Source organism: Nonomuraea sp. B1E8, from assembly GCF_039871515.1.
Taxonomy (GTDB): Bacteria; Actinomycetota; Actinomycetes; order Streptosporangiales; family Streptosporangiaceae; genus Nonomuraea.
The window spans coordinates 115,652-138,140 of record NZ_JBDPLS010000006.1 but is presented as its reverse complement, the minus strand read 5'-3'; the positions used below and the strand labels follow the sequence as shown (position 1 = coordinate 138,140).

At 70.7% G+C, this 22,489-nt stretch carries 21 protein-coding genes; 13 read left to right on the top strand and 8 right to left on the bottom strand.

Translation table 11 applies throughout. The features are described 5' to 3' along the window. The first annotated feature begins 61 nt into the window (after nt 1–61). The 4 genes from ABGA98_RS21295 to ABGA98_RS21280 all read left to right on the top strand — a co-directional run bounded on the left by ABGA98_RS21295 (nt 62) and on the right by ABGA98_RS21280 (nt 5,220). Nucleotides 62–2,179, top strand: coding sequence for an acetate--CoA ligase family protein (locus tag ABGA98_RS21295; RefSeq protein WP_347620456.1), 2,118 nt, complete (start codon nt 62–64; stop codon nt 2,177–2,179). Between the two features lie 85 nt (nt 2,180–2,264). Further along, the gene (locus tag ABGA98_RS21290) at nt 2,265–3,758 is read left to right on the top strand and encodes an Nramp family divalent metal transporter (RefSeq protein WP_347620108.1); all 1,494 of its coding nucleotides are present in this window, start codon (nt 2,265–2,267) and stop codon (nt 3,756–3,758) included. After that, nucleotides 3,758–4,249, top strand: coding sequence for a hypothetical protein (locus ABGA98_RS21285; protein ID WP_347620107.1), 492 nt, complete (start codon nt 3,758–3,760; stop codon nt 4,247–4,249). The genes ABGA98_RS21290 and ABGA98_RS21285 overlap by 1 nt, the downstream gene beginning before the upstream one ends. Continuing rightward, nucleotides 4,246–5,220, top strand: a complete 975-nt coding sequence (locus ABGA98_RS21280) for a TerC family protein (RefSeq protein ID WP_347620106.1) — start codon at nt 4,246–4,248, stop codon at nt 5,218–5,220. Before ABGA98_RS21285 ends, ABGA98_RS21280 begins: the two co-directional genes overlap by 4 nt. A 190-nt stretch (nt 5,221–5,410) precedes the next feature. Here the strand turns inward: ABGA98_RS21280 and ABGA98_RS21275 are convergent, their stop codons facing one another. From ABGA98_RS21275 to ABGA98_RS21260, 4 genes are read right to left on the bottom strand one after another with little or no spacing between them, the layout of a single operon-like run. Continuing rightward, complete coding sequence (locus ABGA98_RS21275) at nt 5,411–6,469, bottom strand: SDR family oxidoreductase (RefSeq protein WP_347620105.1); 1,059 nt, start codon at nt 6,467–6,469, stop codon at nt 5,411–5,413. Between the two features lie 34 nt (nt 6,470–6,503). Next, the gene (locus tag ABGA98_RS21270; protein WP_347620104.1) at nt 6,504–7,427 is read right to left on the bottom strand and encodes an alpha/beta hydrolase; all 924 of its coding nucleotides are present in this window, start codon (nt 7,425–7,427) and stop codon (nt 6,504–6,506) included. Nucleotides 7,428–7,437: 10 nt separating this feature from the next. Beyond that, entirely contained in the window at nt 7,438–8,775 is a 1,338-nt protein-coding gene (locus tag ABGA98_RS21265; RefSeq protein WP_347620103.1) for an MFS transporter, read from the bottom strand. A gap of 29 nt (nt 8,776–8,804) precedes the next feature. Then, on the bottom strand, nt 8,805–9,230 hold the full coding sequence (locus ABGA98_RS21260; protein WP_347620102.1) for a hypothetical protein: 426 nt from the start codon (nt 9,228–9,230) through the stop codon (nt 8,805–8,807). Between the two features lie 101 nt (nt 9,231–9,331). Here ABGA98_RS21260 and ABGA98_RS21255 point away from each other — a divergent pair, with 101 nt between their 5' ends. Next, the gene (locus ABGA98_RS21255; protein ID WP_347620101.1) at nt 9,332–10,231 is read left to right on the top strand and encodes a LysR family transcriptional regulator; all 900 of its coding nucleotides are present in this window, start codon (nt 9,332–9,334) and stop codon (nt 10,229–10,231) included. Between the two features lie 129 nt (nt 10,232–10,360). Here the strand turns inward: ABGA98_RS21255 and ABGA98_RS21250 are convergent, their stop codons facing one another. From ABGA98_RS21250 to ABGA98_RS21240, 3 genes are all read right to left on the bottom strand, one after another. After that, complete coding sequence (locus tag ABGA98_RS21250) at nt 10,361–10,537, bottom strand: hypothetical protein (RefSeq protein WP_347620100.1); 177 nt, start codon at nt 10,535–10,537, stop codon at nt 10,361–10,363. A 203-nt stretch (nt 10,538–10,740) separates the two neighbouring features. After that, nucleotides 10,741–11,484, bottom strand: a complete 744-nt coding sequence (locus ABGA98_RS21245) for a GntR family transcriptional regulator (RefSeq protein WP_347620099.1) — start codon at nt 11,482–11,484, stop codon at nt 10,741–10,743. 86 nt (nt 11,485–11,570) lie between these two features. Next, entirely contained in the window at nt 11,571–12,884 is a 1,314-nt protein-coding gene (locus ABGA98_RS21240) for a hypothetical protein (protein WP_347620098.1), read from the bottom strand. Nucleotides 12,885–12,973: 89 nt separating this feature from the next. Here ABGA98_RS21240 and sucC point away from each other — a divergent pair, with 89 nt between their 5' ends. Genes sucC through ABGA98_RS21210 form a run of 6 tightly spaced genes read left to right on the top strand, consistent with a single transcriptional unit; the run spans nt 12,974 to nt 19,865 of the window. Beyond that, complete coding sequence (gene sucC, locus ABGA98_RS21235; protein ID WP_347620097.1) at nt 12,974–14,104, top strand: ADP-forming succinate--CoA ligase subunit beta; 1,131 nt, start codon at nt 12,974–12,976, stop codon at nt 14,102–14,104. After that, nucleotides 14,104–14,988: a succinate--CoA ligase subunit alpha gene (sucD, locus tag ABGA98_RS21230; protein ID WP_347620455.1), complete on the top strand. Its 885-nt coding sequence runs from the start codon at nt 14,104–14,106 to the stop codon at nt 14,986–14,988. Before sucC ends, sucD begins: the two co-directional genes overlap by 1 nt. After that, nucleotides 14,985–15,749, top strand: coding sequence for a TIM barrel protein (locus ABGA98_RS21225; RefSeq protein ID WP_347620096.1), 765 nt, complete (start codon nt 14,985–14,987; stop codon nt 15,747–15,749). The genes sucD and ABGA98_RS21225 overlap by 4 nt, the downstream gene beginning before the upstream one ends. Continuing rightward, a complete protein-coding gene (locus ABGA98_RS21220) occupies nt 15,746–16,606 on the top strand; it encodes an NAD(P)-dependent oxidoreductase (protein WP_347620095.1) in 861 nt (286 codons plus the stop codon). The genes ABGA98_RS21225 and ABGA98_RS21220 overlap by 4 nt, the downstream gene beginning before the upstream one ends. 14 nt (nt 16,607–16,620) lie before the next feature. Then, a complete protein-coding gene (gene gcl, locus ABGA98_RS21215; protein ID WP_347620094.1) occupies nt 16,621–18,324 on the top strand; it encodes a glyoxylate carboligase in 1,704 nt (567 codons plus the stop codon). Between the two features lie 11 nt (nt 18,325–18,335). After that, nucleotides 18,336–19,865, top strand: coding sequence for an aldehyde dehydrogenase family protein (locus tag ABGA98_RS21210; RefSeq protein ID WP_347620093.1), 1,530 nt, complete (start codon nt 18,336–18,338; stop codon nt 19,863–19,865). A 60-nt stretch (nt 19,866–19,925) separates the two neighbouring features. Here ABGA98_RS21210 and ABGA98_RS21205 read toward each other — a convergent pair whose 3' ends face one another. Then, a complete protein-coding gene (locus ABGA98_RS21205; protein ID WP_347620092.1) occupies nt 19,926–20,366 on the bottom strand; it encodes a DUF6703 family protein in 441 nt (146 codons plus the stop codon). A 62-nt stretch (nt 20,367–20,428) separates the two neighbouring features. Between ABGA98_RS21205 and ABGA98_RS21200 the strand changes: the two genes are divergently transcribed. Together ABGA98_RS21200 and ABGA98_RS21195 are read left to right on the top strand one after the other, a co-directional pair. Beyond that, nucleotides 20,429–20,716: an antibiotic biosynthesis monooxygenase gene (locus tag ABGA98_RS21200; protein ID WP_347620091.1), complete on the top strand. Its 288-nt coding sequence runs from the start codon at nt 20,429–20,431 to the stop codon at nt 20,714–20,716. A 94-nt stretch (nt 20,717–20,810) separates the two neighbouring features. Further along, nucleotides 20,811–22,196 carry a glycine--tRNA ligase gene (locus ABGA98_RS21195; RefSeq protein ID WP_347620090.1) on the top strand — a complete coding sequence of 462 codons (1,386 nt, stop codon included), beginning with the start codon at nt 20,811–20,813 and terminating at the stop codon, nt 22,194–22,196. The last annotated feature ends 293 nt before the right edge of the window (nt 22,197–22,489 follow it).

Here is a 22,489-nt window from a genome sequence, read left to right as displayed (position 1 = left end):
GCGAGTAGGGCCCGACAGCGGTAGCCCGCGTAACCAGGGAGGGCCCGTAGCGAGCGCGACCATAAGCGCGGTCAGGGAAGTCATCGACAAGGCGCTCGCCGAAGGGCGCACCGCCCTGACGGCACCCGAAGGGCGCAGGCTGTGCGAGGAGTACGGCATCGCGACCCCGGGCGAGGGGCTGGCCACGTCGGCCGCGGAGGCGGCGGAGATCGCCGAGAGGATCGGGCTCCCGGTCGTCCTCAAGATCGTCTCGCCCGACATCCTGCACAAGACGGACGCCGGCGGCGTGCTGGTCGGCCTGAAGAGCGCCGACGAGGTACGGGAGGGCTACGACACGATCCTGGCCAACGCCCGCGCCTACGACCCCGACGCGAAGATCGACGGCATCCAGGTGCAGCAACTGGTCGGCGGCGGCCACGAGGTCATCGTCGGCGCCGTCACCGACCCCACGTTCGGCAAGGTCGTCGCCTTCGGACTTGGCGGTGTCCTGGTCGAAGTTTTGCAGGACGTTACCTTCAGGCTGGCCCCGCTTTCGGGCGAAGATGCCTTTGGGATGCTGGACGACATCAGGGCGGCGGAAGTCCTCCGTGGTGCTCGCGGCGCCGAACCCGCCAACCGGGAGGCGCTCGCGGGCCTGATCGAGCGGGTCGGCCGGCTGGTCTCCGACTTCCCCGAGATCATCGAGGTCGACCTCAACCCCGTCTTCGCCGACGCGAACGACGCGGTCGCCGCCGACGTGCGCATCCTCATCGGGGACAAACCCGCGGAGGTCGCCCGGCTGCCGCGCGAGGAGATCCTCCGGCAGATGACGCGGATCTTCAAGCCGCGCTCGGTCGCCGTGATCGGCGCCTCCGCGGAGACCGGCAAGATCGGCAACTCCGTCATGCGCAACCTCATCAACGGCGGCTACCAGGGGCAGATCCTGCCGATCAACCCCAAGGCCGACGAGATCATGGGGCTGCCCGCGTACAAGAGCATCTCCGACGTTCCCGGCGACGTGGACGTGGCCGTGTTCGCCATCCCCGCCAAGTTCGTCGCGGCGGCGCTGGAGGAGGCAGGGAAGAAGGGCGTGGCGGGCGCCGTCATGATCCCGTCGGGGTTCGCCGAGACGGGCAACGTCGAGGGCCAGCAGGAGATCGTCGAGATCGCGCGCAGGCACGGCGTGCGCATGCTGGGCCCCAACATCTACGGCTACTACTACACGCCGGAGAACCTCTGCGCGACGTTCTGCACGCCGTACGACGTGAAGGGCAGCGTGGCGCTGACCTCGCAGAGCGGCGGCATCGGCATGGCCATCCTGGGCTTCAGCCGCACCACCAAGATGGGCGTCTCCGCCATCGTCGGCGTCGGCAACAAGGCCGACGTGGACGAGGACGACCTGCTCACCTTCTTCGAGCAGGACGACAACACCAAGGCCGTGGCCATGCACCTGGAGGACCTCAAGGACGGGCGCGGCTTCGTCGACGCCGCCCGCCGCGTGGTCAAGGAGAAGCCGGTCATCGTGCTCAAGGCGGGACGCACCGCGATGGGCGCGCGGGCGGCCGGCTCGCACACCGGGGCCCTGGCCGGCGACGACAAGGTCTACGACGACATCCTCCGGCAGGCCGGGGTGGTGCGCGCGCCGGGCCTCAACGACATGCTGGAGTACGCCCGCGCGCTGCCGATCCTGCCCGCGCCCAAGGGCGAGAACGTCGTCATCATCACCGGGGCGGGCGGCTCGGGCGTGCTGCTCTCCGACGCCATCGTCGACGCCGGGCTGACGCTCATGGACATCCCGCCCGACCTGGACGAGGCCTTCCGCGCCTACATCCCGCCCTTCGGAGCGGCGGGCAATCCCATCGACATCACCGGCGGCGAACCGCCATCGACGTACGAGAACACGGTCCGCCTCGGCCTGGCCGACGAGCGCATCCACGCGCTCGTCCTGGGCTACTGGCACACGATCGTGACGCCGCCGATGGTCTTCGCCGAGCTCATCGCCCGCGTCGTGGCGGAGGAGCGGCAGAAGGGCAACGTCAAGCCGGTCGTGGCGTCGCTCGCCGGGGACACCGAAGTTGAGGAGGCCAGCGAATACCTGTTCGAGCATGGCGTGGTCGCGTACCCGTACACGACTGAGAAGCCCGTGGCGGTCCTCGGTGCGAAGTACCGCTGGGCCAGGGCGGCCGGGCTGCTGAGCTAGAGCCGATCGATCGCACAGCAGCCAGGCGAGGGGGCCATTCGGGGCAGCAGCGCAGAAAGGCAACAACCCCCCAGGAGGTCCGTAGGTGGACACATCGAACACACCGCCGGCGGCGCGGACCGCGCCACCGGCGGAGGACGAACGAGTATGGAAAGCGGGCCGGCTCGAGCCGATGCCCATCAGGAAACTCCCCGACGCGCCTCCTTCGGTGCACATTCTCGGGCCGACGGTCTTCCTCGTCGCCCTGGGCGTGGGCATGGGCGAGTCGTACATGTGGCCCCGGCTGGTGCTGCTGTTCGGGCCGGAGATCCGGTGGCTGTTCCTGATCGGCGTCACCCTGCAGGCTGTGGTGATGCTGGAGATGGCGCGGTACGCCATGGCCACGGGGGAGAGCATCTTCTCCGGCGCGGCCAGGGTGTTCAAGCCGCTGATGTGGTTCTTCTTCGTCGTCGCCATCGCCGTCTACATCTGGCCGGGACACCTGTCGGCGGGAGCGGCGGCGTTCGAGGAGATCACCGGCATACCGTGGGTGGTGACCGCGGTCGCCGGGTTGCTCCTCGTCGGCGTGATCTTCAGCCTGGCCAAGGTGATCTACAACGTGCTGGAGAACGTGCTGTCGCTGCTCATCGGCGCGCTCGTGCTCGGCACGGCCGTGGTCGCCGCCATGGTCGGCACCTTCAACGACGTGGTCACCACGATCACCGGCATGTTCTCCTTCGGCTACCTGCCGCCGGAGGCCATGACCGCGGCCTGGTTCCCGGTGATCGTCGGGGCGTGCGCGTTCGCCGGCCCGTCGGGCATGCAGCAGATGTGGTACACGCTGCACCTGCGTGACTCCGGCGCCGGCATGGGCGCGCACATGCCGAAGGTCCGCGGGCTGCGGCACGCGGGCGAGCAGGAGGAGATGCCCGCGCGCGGGTTCATGTTCGACACCGACGACCCGGCGGAGATGGCCAAGTGGAAGGGCTGGCGGCGCTGGGTCACCTTCGACGCCCTCCTGCTGTTCTGGGGCATCACCATGCTGGTCACGATCTCCTTCACGGTGATCGCCCAGTCGGCGGTGCGGCAGAACCCGGGCGTGCGCGACGTGATCGCAGGCGATGACCGGGAGGTGGCGCTCACCGCGATGGCGGACGCGGTCTCCTCCGCGGGCAGCTCGGTACTCGGGGTCGTCTTCCTCGGGTTCATCGCGCTCATCGGCCTGAACGCGACGCTGGGGTTGTTCGACTCCTTCTCCAGAGGCCAGGCCGACATGACGTACAACTTCGTGCCCGGCGCGAAGAAGGTCCGCATGTCGCACCTGTACGCGATCTTCCTCTGGGGCGTGATCACCTTCGGCATCCTGATCCTGCTGTTCGGCCCGGCCGACGGACCCAGCGGGATCCTGGACACGCTGGCGTTCCTGTCGACGTTCGCGATGGGCGCGTACTGCGTGACCCTGCTCCTGGTGAACAACCGCATGTTGCCCAAACCGATCAGGCCCAAGTGGTGGACCAACCTGATCATCGGGTTCGGCGCGGTGTTCTACCTGGGGATGTTGTTCTACAGCCTGTTCGCCTACGGCGTGGTCGTGGGCTGATGATCGGACGGCACAGCCTCGAACTCGCCCTGCCAGGGGCGTCGATCGGAGCCGCCGCCGGTGCCATGGCCGGTGGGCTGACCCTGCTCGCGGGGCAGCCCACCGGGATGGCCGCGCTGTCGGCCCTCGCGCTCGCCGTGCCGCTCGGCCTCTTCGGCGGCCTGTACGGCGTGCTCCTGGGCCACGGCGTGTTCCGGCCCGGGACCTTCGGGCCCGTCGGACTGTTCTGGATGGCGGCCTTCCCCGTGTCGCGGCTCATGCAGGAGAGCGTGGCCGGGGTCGGCATGGCCGACGGCGTGCTGCCGTTCCTGGCGTACCAGGCGATGGTGGCGCTCGGCTTCGCGATCGGCTTCGTCTGGCTGCACGAGCGGCTCATGCCGCACTGGCTCATGCGCAGGGCCGGCGCGAACCCTGAGGCCAAGGCGCTGCTCGGTGAGTACATCAGGCACGCCCAGGCCCTGCAGGCGGCCAGGAAGGGGTCGCGTCGATGAACCTGCCCGTCTGGGTCTGGCTGGCCACGATCGGCGGATTCTGCATCGTGCTCGCGTTCGACTTCTACCTCGTCGCCCGCAACCCGCACGAACCCTCCTTCAGGGAATGTGTGGCCTGGGTGTCGTTCTACGTGGGTCTGGCGGTGGCCTTCGGCGCCGGTCTGCTCCTGTTGTCGGGCCCCGCGCACGGCGGGGAGTTCTTCGCCGGGTGGATCACCGAGTATTCGCTCAGCGTGGACAACCTCTTCGTCTTCCTGCTGATCATGAGCCGGTTCCAGGTGCCGCGTCAGTACCGCCAGAAGGTGCTGCTCATCGGCATCATCCTGGCGCTGATGATGCGCGGCGCCTTCATCGCGGCCGGCGCCGAGGCGGTCTCCAGGTTCGACTGGCTCTTCTACGTCTTCGGCGCGTTCCTCGTCTACACCGCGTGGAAGCTGATCGGCCACGAGGACGACGACGCGGAGTTCTCCGAGAACCTCGCCCTGCGCACGGTGCGCCGGGTGCTCCCGACCACGGACACCTATCACGGCGCCCGGCTCACCGTGCATCTGGGCCGCAGGATGGTCACCCCCATGCTGATCGTGATGGTCGCCATCGGGACGACCGACCTGTTGTTCGCGCTCGACTCCATCCCGGCCATCTTCGGGCTCACCAAGGAGCCCTATCTGGTGTTCACCGCCAACGCCTTCGCCCTCATGGGGCTGCGGCAGCTCTTCTTCCTCATCGGCGGGCTGCTGGACCGGCTCGTCTACCTGAGCAAGGGGCTGTCGGTGGTGCTGGCCTTCATCGGGGTGAAGCTGATCCTCGAGGCCCTGCACCACGACGGCGTGTCGTGGGCGCCGGAGATCCCGATCATGGTCTCTCTCGGCGTCATCCTCGGCACCCTGGCGGTGACCACGGTGCTGAGCCTGATCAAGTCGGCTCGCGACGCCAGGGCGGAGGTGGCGGAGCCGGAAACCGCCGATCGTTGACCCAGGGACCGGCGCCGCGCTGCCAGCCCTCGCGCTCTCCGTGCCGCCCGCCGGGTCCGGCGGGGTGACGCCGGCGCCGGGTCCGGCGGGGTGACGCCGGCGGTCGGGCCCATGCACCCCGCCGTGCTCGGCCCCGCCCGCCCTGGGCGAGGTCACGACGTGTCGTTCCCGGTGTGGCCGGGGGACCGGCTCAGGGGATGACGCGGCGTTCGCGCATGTCGGCCAGGATGCCGAGGAACATCTCCTCGGTGTCGACGAACTCGTGGAAGCCGAGGCGCCGGGCCTTGGTGCCGTCGGCGAACATGTCATAGTCCCAGGAGAACACGAAGTCGCCGAACCCCCACGATGACAGCTCCTCGTACGTGTGCGGCTCCAGGCCGTACTTGCGTGTCATCTCCTCCCAGAGCGGAGCTTTGTCGGCCATGACGGTCGCCAGCGACATGGGAAGCGGGTCGGAGACCTCCAGGTCGAAGAATCTGGCGATCTTCGGCCACATGTCGTTCCACCGGAACAGGTCGCCGTTGTTGATGTTGAACGCCTGGTTGGCGCACCGGGGATCGGTCGCAGCCCAGACGGTCGCCCTGGCGAGCAGCCCGGCGTCGGTCATCTCGAGGAGGCTGTGGTAGGCCCCCGGCTTGCCGGGGAAGCGCATGGGCACGCCGAGTTCCTTGGCGATGGAGCCGTAGACGGCGATCACCATGGCCAGGTTCATGGGGTTGCCGAGGGCGAAGCCGCACACGACGGACGGGCGGATCGCCGACCACGTCCAGGACTTGCCCCGCTGCCGCTGCTCCAGGAACTCCTGCTGGTCGACGTTGAACTCGGGCGGCATGTGGGGCGGGTCCGACTCGCGGGCCGGCGTCCTGAACGGTCCGAGGTGAGCGCCGTACACCTTGTAGCCCTGCATCAGGCTGATGTGAGCCAGGTCGTGTGCGAAGGGCTCGACGGCGTCGACGACGTTGACGAGCATCGCGAGGTTCGGCGGTACGAGTTCGGCCCAGGTCGGCCGTTCCTGGTAGGCGGCGTAGAAGATGTGGGTGACCTCGTTCAGGCCGGAGAGCTTCTTGCCGCAGTCCTCCGGGTCGAGCAGGTCGACCGAGATGTTCCGGACGCGGCCGCTGTCCGGCCCGGAGCGGCGCGACAGGCCGATCACCTCCCAGTCGTCGCAGCCGGAGAGGTGGTCGACCAGGTTGCGGCCGATCACCCCCTGGGCGCCGACGACGAGGGCGACCTTGCGCTGGGTGCTCATGGGGTGGTTCTCCTGTTCGAAGGGTGGTGGTCGGTTACTGCAGAAGGTGCTCGCGCGTCACGTCGCCGATCTGGGCGTAGAGCGCGTCGGTGCGTCGGAAGGCACGACCGGCCAGGTAGAAGGCGTGGATCATCCCGTCGTAGCGGGTGAGCGTGACGGGCGTTCCGGCCGCGGCCAGGCGCGCGGCGTACAGTTCGCCTTCGTCGCGCAGCGGGTCGAACTCCGCGGTGGTCACGAGCGCGGGCGGCAGCCCGTCGAGCCGGGCCCGCAGCGGCGAGGCGTAGGGGTCCGCCGGGTCGTGGGTTCCCAGGTACTGGGCCCAGTTCCATCGCATGGTGCGGCTTTCCAGCCCGTAGCCGCGCGCGTACGTCTCGTGGGAGGCGGTCGCGCAGGCCGCGTCGGTGGCCGGGTAGATGAGGATCTGGAGGCGGAGCGCGGGCCCGCCCGCGTCGCGGGCGCGCAGGCACGTCGCAGCGGCCAGGTTGCCGCCGGCGCTGTCGCCGGAGACGCCGATCCGGTTCGCGTCGATCTGCAGGTCGGCGGCGTTCCCGGCGATCCACGACACGGCCGCGTGGCAGTCGTCGAGCGGGGCGGGAAAGCGGTTCTCCGGAGCCTTGCGGTAGCCGACCGTGATGACGGCGCAGCCTGTGGCGTTCGCCAGCCTGCGCGAGGCCCGGTCGTATATCCCGGGGTCGCCGCTCACCCAGCCGCCCCCGTGGAAGTGGACGAGGCACGGGTACGGCGGCTCGCCGTGGGGATAGTGGGCCCGGGCTGGCAACGCGGAGGCAGGCCCGGGAATGGCCACGTCCCGGACACGGGCCACGGGCTCCGGCTCGCCCTGCAGCTCCAGGTACTTCACGATGCCGGCGCGGGCCCCGGCGACCGTCATGCGGCCGGCGGGGGTGTGGTTTCTCGTCGCGCTGTCCAGCAGAGCGGCGGCCTGCGGATCCAGGGGCATGGCTGCGTGCTCACCGCGTCGCGTGGAGGGCGGCGCGGTTGCGGTGCAGCAGAGCGCCGCCGATCATGGTGGCCAGGCCGGACAGGCCCATCATCGTCATCATCGGCACGGATGATCCGCCCAGAGCGCCTACGGCGGCCAGAGTCGGGAGCGGCAGCAAGCCGCCGCCGACCAGCGCGCTGATCGCGATGACGGTGGCGACGCCGACGTAGCGCACCTCGACCGGGAACAACTGCGACATCATCGCCGGCACCACCCCGCCGAAGATCCCGTACGAGACGGCGCCGACGGTCATGGCCAGCCACAGCGCGTACCGGTCGCCTGTGCCGATCAGCAGGTAGGACGGGACGGCCCATGCCATCGTCAGCACGCCTGAGACGATCACGACGCGCTCGCGGCCCCACGCGTCGCCGTACCTGCCGCTGACCGCCACGAGGACGACCAGGGTCAAGCCGGTCAGCACCAGCCCGAGCTGCACGTCCATAGCGGACAGCGTCGGCTGGTACGTGCCGACGTACGCCAGCAGGCTGGTGAGGAACGCGTAGCCGAAGGTGACCGGCCCGATCCACATCAGCACGCAGATCAGCAGCGGCCGCCGTGCCTGGCGGAACAGCGTGCCGAGCCGCCCGTGGGATGCGCGGCGCTGCGCGGCCACCCGGCTCGATGCCTCGACGAACTCCGGCGTCTCGGAGAGCCGGGTGCGCAGGAGGAGGCCGAGGACGACCAGCACTCCGCTGAGCAGGAACGGCACCCGCCAGCCCCAGGCCTGCCAGGTGGCCTGCCCGACCACGAGGTTGACGACCAGCATCGACGCGCCGGCGGACAGGATGCCGATCATGTTCCCGATCTGCGGGAAGGCGCCGTAGAGCGTGGCGAGCCTCGGAGGCGCGTGTTCGACGGCGACGACGACGGCGCCGGGATATTCGCCGCCCACGGCCAGTCCCTGCAGCATCCGCAGCGCCACCAGGATGACGGGAGCGGCCACGCCGATCGCGGCATAGGTCGGGAGCAGCCCGATGCCGACCGTGGCCACTCCCATGATGGCCAGCGACGCCAGCAGGGCGGGTCTGCGGCCGAGCCGGTCCCCCATGCGCCCGAACACCGTCGCCCCCAGCGGCCGGACGAGGAAGGCGACCGCGTGCCCCGAGAACGCGGCCAGGGTGCCGAGCCACGGCTCGAAGCCGGGGAAGAACAGCGGGCCGAACACGCTGGCCGCGATGAAGGAGTACAGGATGAAGTCGTAGAGTTCGATCGCGTTCCCGATCATGGCCGCGAAGCCGACCTGGCGGGGGGTCAGGGTTCCGCGCCGCCGTGTGGTGGTGGTCGCGTCTGGGTCGGTGATTGCCATGGGACCATGCCTTTGCCGTGGTGCCGTCGTCAGCTGAGTGGGAGCGGGGGGTTCGCGCTGCGGAGGTGTTCCACCGTGATGAAGGCCAGTTCGTCGCCGCCGACGTTCTCCAGGTCGTGCAGCAGGTACTCCCCGGCGCCGAAGACGTACTCACGGGTTTCGCCGCGGCGGTAGGAGACTTCGCGCGTGGTCCCGTCGTGGGTGTGCTGGCGGCTGCGTCCGTCGGTCAGCGCCGTCCAGAAATAGTCGAGCACGTGCCGGTGCGCCGGCAGCCGCTCGCCGGGGGCGAGCGTGATCTGCCAGACGCGCACCCGCTCGGACTCATGGAGCAGCAGCCCGCCGACCTGGCCGTTGTGAGCGTTGGCCCGGAACTCCTCCCGGAGGCTCGCCGGCCAGTCGCTGAAGTCCGTCGCCACGACGTCGCCTGCGAGGGGGAGCTCGTCCAGGTAGGTCACAGTGGCCTCTTTCCGTCGAACGTGGGCTGTGGGAAGAGTTTCGTGGCAGGCGCACCGATTAGTCGAACTCATATATTTCATAGATCCGATAGGCTCTGTTTATGGTGAGCCTGCGTCAGATCGAATACCTCGTCACCGTCGTGGAAGAGGGCTCCTTCACGCGGGCCGCCGCGCAGCTCCACGTCACGCAGCCCGCGCTGTCCCACCAGATCCAGGCGCTCGAACGGTCCGTAGGCGCCACGCTGCTGGAACGAGCATCACGCGGCGCGCATCTCACCCCAGCCGGACGCGCCTTCCTGCCCCACGCCAGGGCCGTCCTCCTCGACGCGGCCAGCGCTCTGTCGGCGGCCAGGCAGTCGGTGGGGCTGGCCGGCGGCGAGCTGCGGCTCGCGACCACCTACTCGATCAGTCTCGGCCTGCTGCCCGCCGCCCTGCGGCTGTGGAGCCGGCGCCACCCCGACGTCGACGTACGCCTCCACGAGCACCGGCACGCGGACGAGCTGACCAGGGCCATGGCGGAAGGGCAGGCGGACCTGGCCATCGGGCCCCGCCCGTCGGACTGGACGGGCCCCATCCACACGCTCGGCATCGAGAACTTCGTCATCGTGGTCTCGCGCGACGACCCGCTCGCCGTCCGCAGGGCCACGGAGGTGCGGCTCGGCGAGCTCCGTGAGCGCCGCTGGGTGCACTACGCACCCGACAACGGCCTCGCCGACGTCCTCAACGCGGCGTGCGCGAAAGCGTCGTTCCAACCCGGCATCGCGGTGCGGACCGAACAGACCGCGTCCGCGCCCGTCCTCGCGGCCGCAGGCCTCGGGCCGGCGCTGGTGCCTGCCAACATCGTGCCGGACGGATACGAGGGCTACGCCCTTCAGCCGTCACCGGCGGTGCACCGGGAACTCACCGCCTACACGCGTACCGTTCCCGATGCACTCGGCAAGGCCTTCCTCGTCATCCTGCAGGAAAGCACGCGTGAGCGTCTGTCTCGTTCCGCATCATGACCTGGCCATCGGCCTCAGGTCGCGGGACATCTCCGCGCCGGCTCCCAGGCCACGATCCACATCGTTCTTCCTCGCCGGCGCGTGGATCAACCGCCCCGGCGGAACTCGTTCACTGACGTTGCGACCCGCTCAGCATCGGGGGCTCTGGCGTACGTCGTGCTCCGCGGTCCACTGGCTCAGGTAGCGCTCCGCGTCGTCGGCGGAGTAGTGCTTCCTGAGCGCCGTGCTGAGGCCGAGGCCGATCATCCGGCCGTCGGCGGAATGCCCCGCGGGATCACCTAGGAGAAAGCGGATCAGCGCCTTCACGGTCATGCACCTCCCATCTCTGCTACGCATCCTCTGCCCGAGGTGTTACGCAGCATGTCGTCTTCTGTGAACGTCAGATCACCCCGCGGGTCATCCCCGCAGGTCACCCCGCGGCGGGTCCGAGCAGGTCTTTCTGGACGCTCCGCGCGGGTCGGCCCGCGCGGGTCCGCACGCGGGTCGCCCCGCGCGGGTCTACACCGCGGTCAGCCCGCGGACGGCGTGCGCGGGCGGCGCCGGCGCACCGGCTTGGGCGCGGGCTCCACGGGCTCGTTCTCCCGCTGCTCCATGTAGGAGGCGCGGGTGTGCTCGGTGTGGTCGCGCATGATCTTGGCGGCGCGGTCCTCGTCGCCCGCCTCGATGGCGTCGATCAGCGAGGCGTGCTCGTCCCACGAGGCCATGCCGCGCTGGCGGGCCACCGGCGTGTGATACCACCGCACGCGCCTGGCCACCTGGGCGGCCAGCTCCGCGAGGACCTTGTTGCCCGACAGGTCGGTCACCAGGGCGTGCAGCTCGGAGTTGGTGGCGACGGCCGCGTCGACGTCGTCGGACTGCACCGCGGCGATGCCGCGCGAGCACAACGCGCGCAGCCGTCTCACGCCGTCCTCGCCGGCGTGCACGGCGGCCAGCCGGGCCGACTCGGTCTCGAGCAGCGTGCGGACGGCCAGCAGCTGATCGGCCTCCTCAAGCGTCGGGACGTGCACGAACGCCCCCTGGCCCGGGTGCAGGTCGACCCAGCCCTCGCCGCTGAGCTGCTGCAGCGCCTCGCGGACCGGCTGCCGGGAGACCCCGAGCAGCTCGGCCAGCTCGCTCTCGACGAGGTGCTGGCCGGGCTTGAGCTGGCCGGAGACGATGAGCTCTTGGATAGCCTCTATGACGCTCTCCCGGAGCGTGGCGGGACGGGGAATCTTCGCGGCCGCCGTCTGACCGGCCTGATCCGACAGCAACATGGGCACGTCTCCAGGGCTGAGCTAAAAGTTTTTGGTCGACTGCCTACAGCATACCGGCCCACGATTGTCCATGGTCGTGAGTCTCATCACAGCGGGATCGTCGCGGGCAGGCCGGGGATACGCAGGCGGGGCGCGGCCAGCGCGGGCAGCGCGGCCAGGGCGGCGGCGGTCAGCAGCGCGGCGCCGGGAGCGGCCAGGGCCGCCATGGCCAGGGCCACGGCGCCGACGCCCGCCAGCGCCTTGGCGCTGTAGATGACGGCGTGGATCTCGCCGGCGCGCTCGGTGCCGAAGAACTCGCGCACCAGGCTGGCGAGCAGCGGGTAGAAGGCGCCACCGCCCAGCCCGGCCGCGATCGCGCCGAGCCAGAGCAGGCCGGCGCTGACGTTCACCTGCGCCGGCGAGCCGCCCACATGCGCGCCACCGGCGGCCAGCAGCACCTGGCCGGCCGCGAGCGCGCCCAGCACGGCGGCCAGCACCCGCCTGCGGCCGAACAGCTCCGAGCAGCGCATGGCCACCGACCTGCTGGCGCCGTTCAGCGCCACCATGAGGGCCACCGCGCCCCACGTCCCCGTGCCCGCGACCACGATCACGTCGAAGACCGACACGGCTCCCGCGCAGGTCAGGATCAGGGCGAGCGCGGGCAACGTCCGCGTGCGCAGCGCCTGGGCGAGCAGGAACTGCCTGGCCGCCTCCGGGGTGACGCGCAACCGCGCCGCGTCGAGGGCGTGCGTGCGCGGGTCGACGTCGTCGGGCCACCACAGGGCCGGGGGGAGCCGGAGGTGGCGGGCGGCCGTCCCGATGACCGCCACCGCGACGGCCGCGGCGGTCAGGAAGGCGGCCCGCGTGGCGCTGGGGGCGATGCCGGCCCAGAGCAGCAGGGGTACCGCCCCGTACCCGAAGGCGCCGGTGATCAGGCCGACCCGGGCGGCGGGCCGTTCCGGGAACCAGGAGGAGACGACCTCGCCGCAGACGCCGTAGACCAGGCCCGCGCCCAGCCCGCCGAGCAGCCCGTAGCCGGTGAGAGCGGCCAGGCTCACGGAGCCCAGGGCGCCGCCCGCGAGCGCGGTGGCGGCGCCACCGGCCGGCGGCGCCGCGACCGTGAGGGCCGCCGTGACGAGGCCGAGCCCGCTCAGCGCCGCTCCGAGCGCCAGGCTCGCGCGTACGCTGAGGCGCCCGCGCCGCACCAGGTGAAGGGCGGGCAGCGCGCCCGCCGCCTGGCAGGCGATCCAGACGGCCAGCAGGGTCAGCTCTTTCTGGGCGAGCAGCGCGGCGTAGCCGTACTGCAGCGGGCTGATCGCGGCCATGGCGGCCCAAGACAGCCAGAACATGCGCTTGCGGTCGGCGGGGACGGGCCCGGGAAGGTACGAGCGGCCACGCCAGTCTCGAACTGCATTCTCCATACTGTATGGAATATCCAGTAGACGGAGCCCTGTCGAGACCCTAGACGAGGGATATTCCATACGGTATACCGTCTACAAAGGAGGCTCGAATGGACCTGTACGAATACCAGGCGAAGGAGCTCTTCGGGCGTCACGGGATCCCGGTCCCCGCCGGCAGGGTCGCCACCACCCCCGCGCAGGCCGGCGCGATCGCGGCCGAGCTGAACGCGCCCGTTGTCATCAAGGCCCAGGTCAAGACCGGCGGACGCGGCAAGGCGGGCGGCATCAGGACCGCGGCGGGGCCGGTCACCGCGGAAGTGGAGGCCGACCGCGTCCTCGGCATGGACATCAAGGGGCACGTCGCGCGCAGCGTGCTGGTCGAGACCGCGACCGTGCCGTTCGAGGAGTACTACGCGGCCTTCCTGGTCGACCGGGCCGAGGGCGGGTTCCTGGCCATGGTGTCGAGCCAGGGCGGCATGGAGATCGAAGAGCTCGCCGCCACCGACCCCGACGCGCTGGTGAAGCTCCCCGTCGACCCGGTGTCCGGAGTGGACGCCGAGACCGCGCGGGCGCTCGCCGCCAAGGCGGGCCTGCCCGAGCAGGCGGCCGAGACGCTGGAGAAGCTGTGGCGGGTGCTGGTCGCCGAGGACGCCCTGCTGGTCGAGGTGAACCCGCTGATCTGCACCACCGACCAGCGGATCGTGGCGCTCGACGGCAAGGTGACCCTGGACGACAACTCCGCCTTCCGCCACTCCTGGGAGCGGGAGGAACACGCGGACGGCCTGGAGGCCCGCGCCCGGGCCAAGGGACTGAACTACGTCAAGCTCGACGGCGAGGTCGGCGTGATCGGCAACGGCGCGGGCCTGGTCATGAGCACGCTCGACGTGGTCGCCGGAGCGGGGGCCGCCCCCGCCAACTTCCTGGACATCGGCGGCGGCGCGTCCGCCAAGGTCATGGCCGACGGGCTGGAGATCATCCTGGACGACCCCGGCGTGCGCTCGGTGCTGGTCAACGTCTTCGGCGGCATCACCGCCTGCGACGCGGTGGCGAACGGCATCGTCACCGCACTCGAACTTCTCGGCGAACGCGGCCACGGCAGGCCCATCGTCGTACGGCTGGACGGCAACAACGCCGAGGTGGGCCGGCGCATCCTGAGCGACGCCAGGCACCCGGCCGTCCGCCAGGTCTCGACCATGGACGGCGCCGCCGAGACGGCGGCCAGACTCGCGGCAGGTGCATGATGGCGATCTTCCTGACCAAGGACAGCCGGGTGCTCGTGCAGGGCATGACGGGCGCCGAGGGCAGCAGGCACACGGCCCGCATGCTCGCCGCGGGCACCGACATCGTGGCCGGGGTGACCCCCGGCAAGGGCGGGCGCTCGGTGGACTTCGGCGAGCGGACGGTGCCCGTGTTCGGCTCCGTGGCCGAGGCGATGGCCGAGACGGGGGCCGACGTCTCCGTGGTCTTCGTGCCGCCCCGGTTCACCGGCTCGGCCGTGGAGGAGGCCGTCGAGGCGGGCATCCCGCTCTGCGTGGTCATCACCGAGGGCGTCCCCGTGCACGACGCCGTACGCTTCCGCGCGCTGGCGAGCGGCCGCACCAGGATCATCGGGCCCAACTGCCCCGGCCTGATCAGCCCCGGCCAGTCCTCCGCCGGCATCATCCCGGCCGACATCACCTCCGCCGGGCGCATCGGGCTGGTCTCCAAGTCGGGCACGCTGACGTACCAGCTGATGTACGAGCTGCGCGACCTCGGCTTCTCCACCGCCGTCGGCATCGGCGGCGACCCGGTCATCGGCACCACCCACATCGACTGCCTCCAGGCGTTCGAGGAGGATCCGGGCACCGACGCCATCGTCATGATCGGGGAGATCGGCGGTGACGCCGAGGAGCGGGCCGCCGCCTACATCGCCGCGAACGTCACCAAGCCCGTGGTCGCCTACGTCGCCGGCTTCACCGCGCCGGAGGGCAAGACCATGGGGCACGCGGGCGCGATCGTGTCCGGCTCGTCCGGCACCGCCCAGGCCAAGAAGGAGGCCCTGGAGGCCGTCGGCGTCCGCGTCGGCCGCACCCCCTCGGAGACGGCCCGCCTCCTCCGCGCCATCCGCGAAGGGAGGTCGTCGTGAGGTTCACCGTCAATCTGTCCATCCTGTTCACCGACCTGCCGCTGCTGGAGCGTCCGGCCGCGGCGGCCAAGGCGGGGTTCGACGCCGTGGAGATGTGGTGGCCGTTCGACGGCCCCGACCCCGCGGGCGCGGAGCTGGCGGCGCTGCGGCAGGCCGTCGAGGACGCGGGGGTGCGCCTCACGGGGCTCAACTTCGACGCCGGGAACATGGCGGCGGGCGATCGCGGCCTGCTGGCCAGGCCCGGTGACTCGGCCAGGTTCCGGGCGAACATCGACGTGACGGTCCGGCTGGCGGGCGAGCTGGGCTGCGGGGTGCTCAACGCCCTGTACGGCAACGGCCCCGGCACCGACAGGGACCTGGCCGTGGCGAACGTGAGGAGGGCGGCGGACGCGGCGGCGGAGATCGGCGCGACCGTGGTCGTCGAAGCCCTCAACTCCCACGAGAACCCGAAATATCCGATCACGTCGTCGCAGGCGGCGTTCGAGCTGATCGACGAGGTCGGCAGGGACAACGTGGCCTTCCTGGCCGACCTCTACCACCTGCACCGGATGGGCGAGGACGTGCTCGCGCTCATCGACGGGCACGCGGAACGCTTCGGCCACGTGCAGATCGCCGACGACCCCGGCAGGGGACGGCCGGGCAGCGGGCGCATGCCGTACCAGGAGATCTTCGCGCGGCTGGAGGCCGCCGGCTACCGCGGCCACGTCGGCCTGGAGTACCGGCACGAAGGGCCGGGCGCATTCGACTGGAGGCGCACATGAACATCGGCTTCATCGGCTTGGGGATCATGGGCAGCCCCATGGCCGCCAACCTCGTCAAGGCCGGGCACGCCGTGACCGGGTACGACATCAGCGCCGAGCGGGTCGAGCAGCTCGCCGGGCTGGGCGGCAAGGGCGCGACCGGCGTGGTCGACGCGGTCGCCGGCGCGGACGTCGTGATCACCATGCTGCCCGACTCGCCGCAGGTGGAGGAGGTCGCGCCGCGGGTCGTCGAGTACGCCAAGCCGAACCTGCTCTACATCGACATGAGCACCATCAAGCCGGAGACCTCCCGCAGGGTGGCGCGCCAGGCGGCGGCCGCCGGGGTACGGGCGCTGGACGCCCCGGTCAGCGGCGGCGAGCGCGGCGCGATCGACGGCACCCTGTCGATCATGGTGGGCGGCGACGCCGAGGACGTCGCGGCGGCCGGGCCCGTGCTGGGCAGCCTCGGCACGACCGTGGTGCACGTCGGCCCCGCGGGCGCCGGCCAGACCGTCAAGGCGGCCAACCAGCTCGTCGTCGGCGGCGTGTACGGGCTCGTGTCGGAGGCCATCGTGCTGCTGGAGGCCTCGGGAGTCGACCCGGCCGCCGGGCTGGACGTGCTCGCGGCCGGCCTGGCGGGCTCCAGGATCCTCGAGCTCAAGCGCCACACCATGGTCAAGCGGGAGTTCGCCCCGGGGTTCCGCATCGACCTGCACCACAAGGACATGGGCATCGCCGTCGCCGCGGCCCGCGAGGCCGGGGTCAGCCTGCCCCTCACCGGGCAGGTCGCCCAGCTCATGGCGGCGGCCAGGGCGCAGGGCCACGGCTCGCTCGACCACTCCGCCTTGCTCAAAGTGATCGAAAGGCTGAACGGGTGAATCGCATCCCATGCATGGAGGCCGTGGTCGCGGTCCTGGAGTCGGAGGGCGTGGACACCGTCTTCGGCATCCCCGGCGCGGCCATCCTGCCGCTCTACGCGGCGCTCCAGAAGAGCTCGATCCGGCACATCACAGTACGCCACGAGGAGGGCGGCACCCACGCGGCCGACGGCTGGGCCAGGGTGACGGGGAACGCCGGCGTCTGCATCGGCACGTCGGGCCCCGCCGGCACCAACATGATCACCGGTCTCTACACGGCGATGGCCGACTCGATCCCGATGATCTGCGTCACCGGCCAGGCCGCCACGTCGAAGCTGCACCAGGAGGCGTTCCAGGCGGTCGACATCGTGGAGATCGCCCGTCCGGTGACCAAGTGGGCGGTGCAGCTCAAGGAGCCCGCCCAGGCGCCGTGGGTGTTCCGCGAGGCGTTCAGGATCGCCAGGTCGGGCCGGCCGGGGCCGGTGCTCATCGACCTGCCGATCGACGTCCAGCGCGGCACCTGCCTGTACGACCGCGACGTGGACGCGCCGCTGCCCGTCGAGGCGCCGCGCCCGCTGCCGAAGGCCGTGCGCAAGGCCATGGACCTCCTGGCCGAGGCCAGGAGACCCGTCATCCTGGCCGGCGGCGGCGTGATCATCGCCGACGCCTGCGGCGAGCTGCGGGCGCTGGCCGAGCACCTCCAGGTGCCGGTGCAGGTGACGCTCATGGGCAAGGGCGCCTTCCCCGAGGACCACCCGCTGTTCGCCGGGATGCCGGGCATCCAGACCCAGACGCGGTGGGGCAACGCCGCGTTCCTGGACAGCGACCTGGTGCTGGCCGTCGGCGCCCGCTTCGGCGACCGGCACACCGGCGACCTCGACGTCTACCGCCGGGGACGCAAGTTCGTGCACGTCGACATCGAGCCCATGCAGATCGGCCGGGTCTTCGAGCCCGACCTGGGGATCGTCGGCCACGCCAAGCCGGTGCTCGCCGACCTGCTGGCCGAGGCGCGCGGGCGGAGCGGGCCGAAGGAGCCGGGCAAGTGGGTGCGCAGGGTCTCCGACCTGCGCCGTACGATGACCCGCCGCGACGACTTCGACGACGTGCCGATCAAGCCGCCCAGGGTGTTCAAGGAGATCAACGAGTATTTCGGCAGGGACACCACGTTCGTCACCGCCATCGGGCTCTACCAGATCTGGTCGGGCCAGTTCCAGACGACCTACCTGCCGCGGCGCTACCTGGTCTGCGGGCAGGCGGGGCCGCTGGGCTGGGAGGTGCCCGCGGCCATGGGCGTCAAGTGCGCGCATCCCGAACGCCAGGTGGTGGCCGTGGTCGGCGACTACTCCTTCCAGTTCCTGATGGAGGAGGTCGCGGTCGCCGCCCAGTACCGCGTCCCGTTCGTCATCGTGATGATCAACAACGAGTACCTGGGACTCATCCGGCAGGCGGAGATCCCGTACGACATGAACTTCGCCGTGGACCTGCACTACGGGGAGGGCGGCATCGACCATGTCAAGGCCATGGAGGCGTTCGGCTGCCCGGCGCGCCGCGTGGAGCTGCCGGGCGACCTGCCCGGCGCGCTGGCGTGGGCGTCGGCCGAGTCGGCGCGCGAGCGGCTGCCGGTGCTGGTGGAGGTGATGGTCGAACGCGAGGCCAACGCCGCCATGGGTCCCTCGCTCGACGCGGTCAAGGAGTTCGAGCCGCTGCCCGAGCTCATCACCGCCGACTGGTCCGACTGAGAGGAGCTCTCATGCAGCTCAAACCGGGTACGGCCTGGCAGGACGCCTACGACCGTTGCCACGCGGCGGCTCCCGAGGCCTTCCACGACGACCGCGTGCTGAACCACTGGGGCGGCATGTGGCACCGCGACGGGCGCCCCGTGCCGGGGTTCTCGCCGCTGGACGGCACGGCGATCGCCGGGCTGCCCCGGCTCGACCGGGCCGGGGCCGCGCGGGCGGTGGCCGGGGCCGTCGAGGAGCACAACCGGTGGCGGTATCTGCCGATGGCCGAGCGCAAGGCGATGGTCGCGGCGGCCGTGGAGTCCATGGCCGCCCACCGCGACCTGCTGGCCCTGCTGCTGGTCTGGGAGATCGGCAAGCCGTGGAAGACGGCCTGCGCCGACGTGGACCGCTGCCTGGACGGCGTGCGCTGGTATCTCGACGAGATCGACCGCATGGTGGCGGGACGCGCGCCGCTGCCGGGACCGGTCAGCAACATCGCGAGCTGGAACTATCCGATGAGTGTGCTCATGCACGCCATGCTCGTGCAGGCGCTGGCCGGCAACGCGGTGATCGCCAAGACGCCCACGGACGGCGGGCTGTGCTGCCTCACGCTGGCCTGCGCGCTGGCCGTGCGGGAAGGGCTGCCGTTCACGCTGGTCAGCGGGGGAGGGGCCGAGCTGTCACCGGTGCTGGTGGCCGGGCGCGCGCTGGGCTGCGTGTCGTTCGTGGGCGGCAGGGACGCGGGCGCCAAGGTGGCGACCTCGCTGGCCGACCTCGGGCGCCGGCACGTGCTGGAGCAGGAGGGGCTGAACTGCTGGGGCGTGTGGGAGTACGGCGACTGGGACCTGCTCACGAGGCAGATCCGGGCGTCGTTCGACTACGGCAAGCAGCGGTGCACGGCCTATCCGCGGTTCGTGGTGCAGCGGTCGGCGTTCCACGAGTTTCTGGGCGCGTACGTGTCGGCTGTGGGGTCGCTGCGCTTCGGCCACCCGCTCGCGGTCGCCGAGCCGGACGACCCGCTGCCGGAGCTGGCCTTCGGCCCGCTGATCAACGCCTCGAAGGCCAAGGAGCTGGCCGACCAGGTGGACGAGGCCGTGGCGCGGGGCGGCGTGCCGATCCACCGCGCGGCCATCGAGTCAGGACATTTCCTCCCGGGGCAGGATATTTCCGCGTACTTTGCCCCGACCGCGATCCTCAACCCGCCCCCCTCCTCACCCCTGCACCACGCCGAGCCGTTCGGCCCCGTCGACACGATCGTCCTGGTGGACACGGAGGCCGAGCTGCTGGCCGCCATGAACGCCAGCAACGGCGCGCTCGTCGCCACCCTTTCCTGCGACGACGAGGAGACCTTCCACCGCCTCGCCCCCGAGGTGCGGGCGTTCAAGGTAGGCCACAACAAGCCGCGCTCGCGCGGCGACCGCGAGGAGTTGTTCGGCGGGCTCGGCGCGTCGTGGCGCGGCGCGTTCGTCGGAGGCGAACTGCTGGTGCGCGCCGCCACGAGCGGCCCCGACACCGAACGCCTGCCGGGAAACTTCCCGCACTACACGCTGCTGCCCTGAGGCGATCCCCCCAGGAAGGCCGCTCAGCAGGCGCCTCCAGCAGGCCCCTCAGCGGGTCGCTCAGAAGGCGCCGAAGCGGGTCGCCGCGAGCAGGACGAGAAACGTCAGCATGGCGACCCGCAGCAGCTTCCCGCCGGCCCCCAGAGAAGGCCACGACAGGTAGGCCAGCCAGCCGATGAACGCGATCACAGGCAGGACGGCGACGCCGCCCAGCGGATTGCTCACGGCGAATCCGGCCAGCAGCAGGACCACCAGCACCACCGGCGCCACCCACCGGGGCACCTGCGTGAACAGGAACGTCATCGGCACGGCGCTGCGCTGCTCGACGGCCTTGCGCAGGCCGGTCGCGCCCGGCGTGAAGAACTGCTCGCCCTGCGGGACCGGGCGCTTGCCACCGCGCCGATCGCCGCGCCGATCGCCGGGCCGGTCGTTGCGCTGGTCGCCGCGCTTGCTGCCGGGCTTGCCGCCGGGCTTGCCGCGGCGCTCACTGTCATGGGCCACGGAAAGAGCCTACGCGTGTCGCGCGGGCGCGGTGCTCGGGAAGCGGCCTCTAGGCTGGTCGCGTGCTCGCCGTGATCCGATACTCCGTTCCAGAGTCCCAGTCGCAGGACTTCGTCAAACAGGGCCACGCCATCCTCGACCTGCTCGCCACCCAGCCGGGCTACCAGCGCGGCCGGCTGGCCCGCTCGGTCGACGAGCCCAATCTGTGGGCCCTGGTCAGCGAGTGGGAGGGTGCCGGTTTCTACCGCAGAGCGCTCTCCGCCGCCCGGATGGCGATGTATCCACTGATGATTCTCATGGTCAACGAACCCAGCGCATATGAGGACGTCCACGTTCGGGACGGTGCGTAACAATTACTCGCGCGCGAGAGCGTTCGAGAGTCCCCTAAGCTGGGATCTCATCAATTTCACTCGCCGACCTCCAGCCGGAAAGAGAATCACCGACATGGCACGACGCACCGACGTCATGGACACCATCGTCAGCCTCGCCAAGCGCCGCGGGCTCGTCTACCCGTCGAGCGAGATCTACGGCGGACTGCGCGCGTCGTGGGACTACGGTCCACTGGGCGTCGAGCTGAAGAACAACGTCAAGCGGCAGTGGTGGCTGTCGATGGTCCAGTCGCGCGACGACGTGGTGGGCCTCGACTCCTGCGTCATCCTGGCGCCCGAGGTGTGGCGGGCCAGCGGCCACGTCGACACCTTCACCGACCCGCTGACCGAGTGCCTGTCCTGCCACAAGCGCTTCAGGGCCGACCACCTCGTCGAGGCCTACGAGGAGAAGAACGGCAAGGCGCCCGAGGGCGGCCTGGCCGACATCACCTGCCCCAACTGCGGCAACAAGGGCACCTTCACCGAGCCCCGGCAGTTCAGCGGCCTGCTCAAGACCTACCTCGGCCCCGTCGAGGACGAGTCGGGCCTGGCCTGGCTGCGGCCCGAGACCGCGCAGGGCATCTTCATCAACTACCTCAACGTGCAGCAGTCGGCCCGCAAGAAGATCCCGTTCGGCATCGGCCAGGTCGGCAAGTCGTTCCGCAACGAGATCACGCCGGGCAACTTCATCTTCCGCACCCGCGAGTTCGAGCAGATGGAGATGGAGTTCTTCGTCAAGCCCGGCACCGACGAGGAGTGGCACCAATACTGGATCGACGAGCGCTTCCGGTGGTATTCCGACCTCGGCATCAACAAGGACAACCTGCGCCTCTACGAGCACCCGCAGGAGAAGTTGTCCCACTACTCCAAGCGCACCGTCGACGTCGAATACCGCTTCAACTTCGTCGGCTCCGAGTGGGGTGAGCTCGAAGGCATCGCCAACCGCACCGACTTCGACCTCACCGCCCACGCCAAGGCGTCCGGCGCCGACCTCAGCTTCTTCGAGCAGGACAGCGGGGAGCGCTACGTCCCCTACGTCATCGAGCCGGCCGCCGGCGTCGACCGGGCCACGCTGACGTTCTTGATCGACGCCTACAGCGAGGACGAAGCGCCCAACGCCAAGGGCGTCATGGAGAAGCGCACGGTCATGCGGCTCGACCACCGGCTCGCCCCGGTCAAGGCCGCGGTGCTGCCGCTCTCGCGCAACGCCGACCTGTCGCCGAAGGCGCGCGACCTGGCCGCGCAGCTGCGCCGCCGGTGGAACGTCGAGTTCGACGACGCGGGCGCGATCGGCCGCCGCTACCGCCGCCAGGACGAGATCGGCACGCCGTTCTGCATCACCGTCGACTTCGACACCCTCGAGGACAACGCGGTGACGATCCGCGAGCGTGACTCCATGGCCCAGGAGCGCATCTCCATCGACGGCGTCGACGCCTACCTGCGCCAGCACCTGAACGACTGACCGGTGTAGTCGCCGTACTTCGGCGGGCGCACGTCCATTCGCGTGCGTTCGGGTGGGGCGGGCGGAGTCGCCATTCTTACGGCAGGCCGCCTCAGCCCCACCCGCCGCCCCGCGCTGACGGCCCTCCAGGGAGACGCTCCTCCGCCTCACCGCCGCGCCGCCGTGACGCGCGCATCCTTCCCGGCTCCGTGGTCATCCGTGACCTCGGTTCCGTGATCCTTCACTCTTGCCCGGCTCCGTGGTCGTGCACGCCCCGATCCCGCTCCGGCTCGTCGGTCTGCCCCTTCGACCGA

Excerpts from the sequence above, each read along its gene's own strand:
- ABGA98_RS21285 (WP_347620107.1), top strand. The coding sequence starts at position 3,758 with ATGATCGGACGGCACAGCCTCGAACTCGCCCTGCCAGGGGCGTCGATC.
- ABGA98_RS21280 (WP_347620106.1), top strand. The coding sequence starts at position 4,246 with ATGAACCTGCCCGTCTGGGTCTGGCTGGCCACGATCGGCGGATTCTGC.
- ABGA98_RS21275 (WP_347620105.1), bottom strand. The coding sequence starts at position 6,469 with ATGAGCACCCAGCGCAAGGTCGCCCTCGTCGTCGGCGCCCAGGGGGTG.
- ABGA98_RS21270 (WP_347620104.1), bottom strand. The coding sequence starts at position 7,427 with ATGCCCCTGGATCCGCAGGCCGCCGCTCTGCTGGACAGCGCGACGAGA.
- ABGA98_RS21265 (WP_347620103.1), bottom strand. The coding sequence starts at position 8,775 with ATGGCAATCACCGACCCAGACGCGACCACCACCACACGGCGGCGCGGA.
- ABGA98_RS21255 (WP_347620101.1), top strand. The coding sequence starts at position 9,332 with ATGGTGAGCCTGCGTCAGATCGAATACCTCGTCACCGTCGTGGAAGAG.
- ABGA98_RS21245 (WP_347620099.1), bottom strand. The coding sequence starts at position 11,484 with ATGTTGCTGTCGGATCAGGCCGGTCAGACGGCGGCCGCGAAGATTCCC.
- ABGA98_RS21240 (WP_347620098.1), bottom strand. The coding sequence starts at position 12,884 with ATGGAGAATGCAGTTCGAGACTGGCGTGGCCGCTCGTACCTTCCCGGG.
- sucC (WP_347620097.1), top strand. The coding sequence starts at position 12,974 with ATGGACCTGTACGAATACCAGGCGAAGGAGCTCTTCGGGCGTCACGGG.
- sucD (WP_347620455.1), top strand. The coding sequence starts at position 14,104 with ATGGCGATCTTCCTGACCAAGGACAGCCGGGTGCTCGTGCAGGGCATG.
- ABGA98_RS21220 (WP_347620095.1), top strand. The coding sequence starts at position 15,746 with ATGAACATCGGCTTCATCGGCTTGGGGATCATGGGCAGCCCCATGGCC.
- gcl (WP_347620094.1), top strand. The coding sequence starts at position 16,621 with ATGGAGGCCGTGGTCGCGGTCCTGGAGTCGGAGGGCGTGGACACCGTC.
- ABGA98_RS21210 (WP_347620093.1), top strand. The coding sequence starts at position 18,336 with ATGCAGCTCAAACCGGGTACGGCCTGGCAGGACGCCTACGACCGTTGC.
- ABGA98_RS21195 (WP_347620090.1), top strand. The coding sequence starts at position 20,811 with ATGGCACGACGCACCGACGTCATGGACACCATCGTCAGCCTCGCCAAG.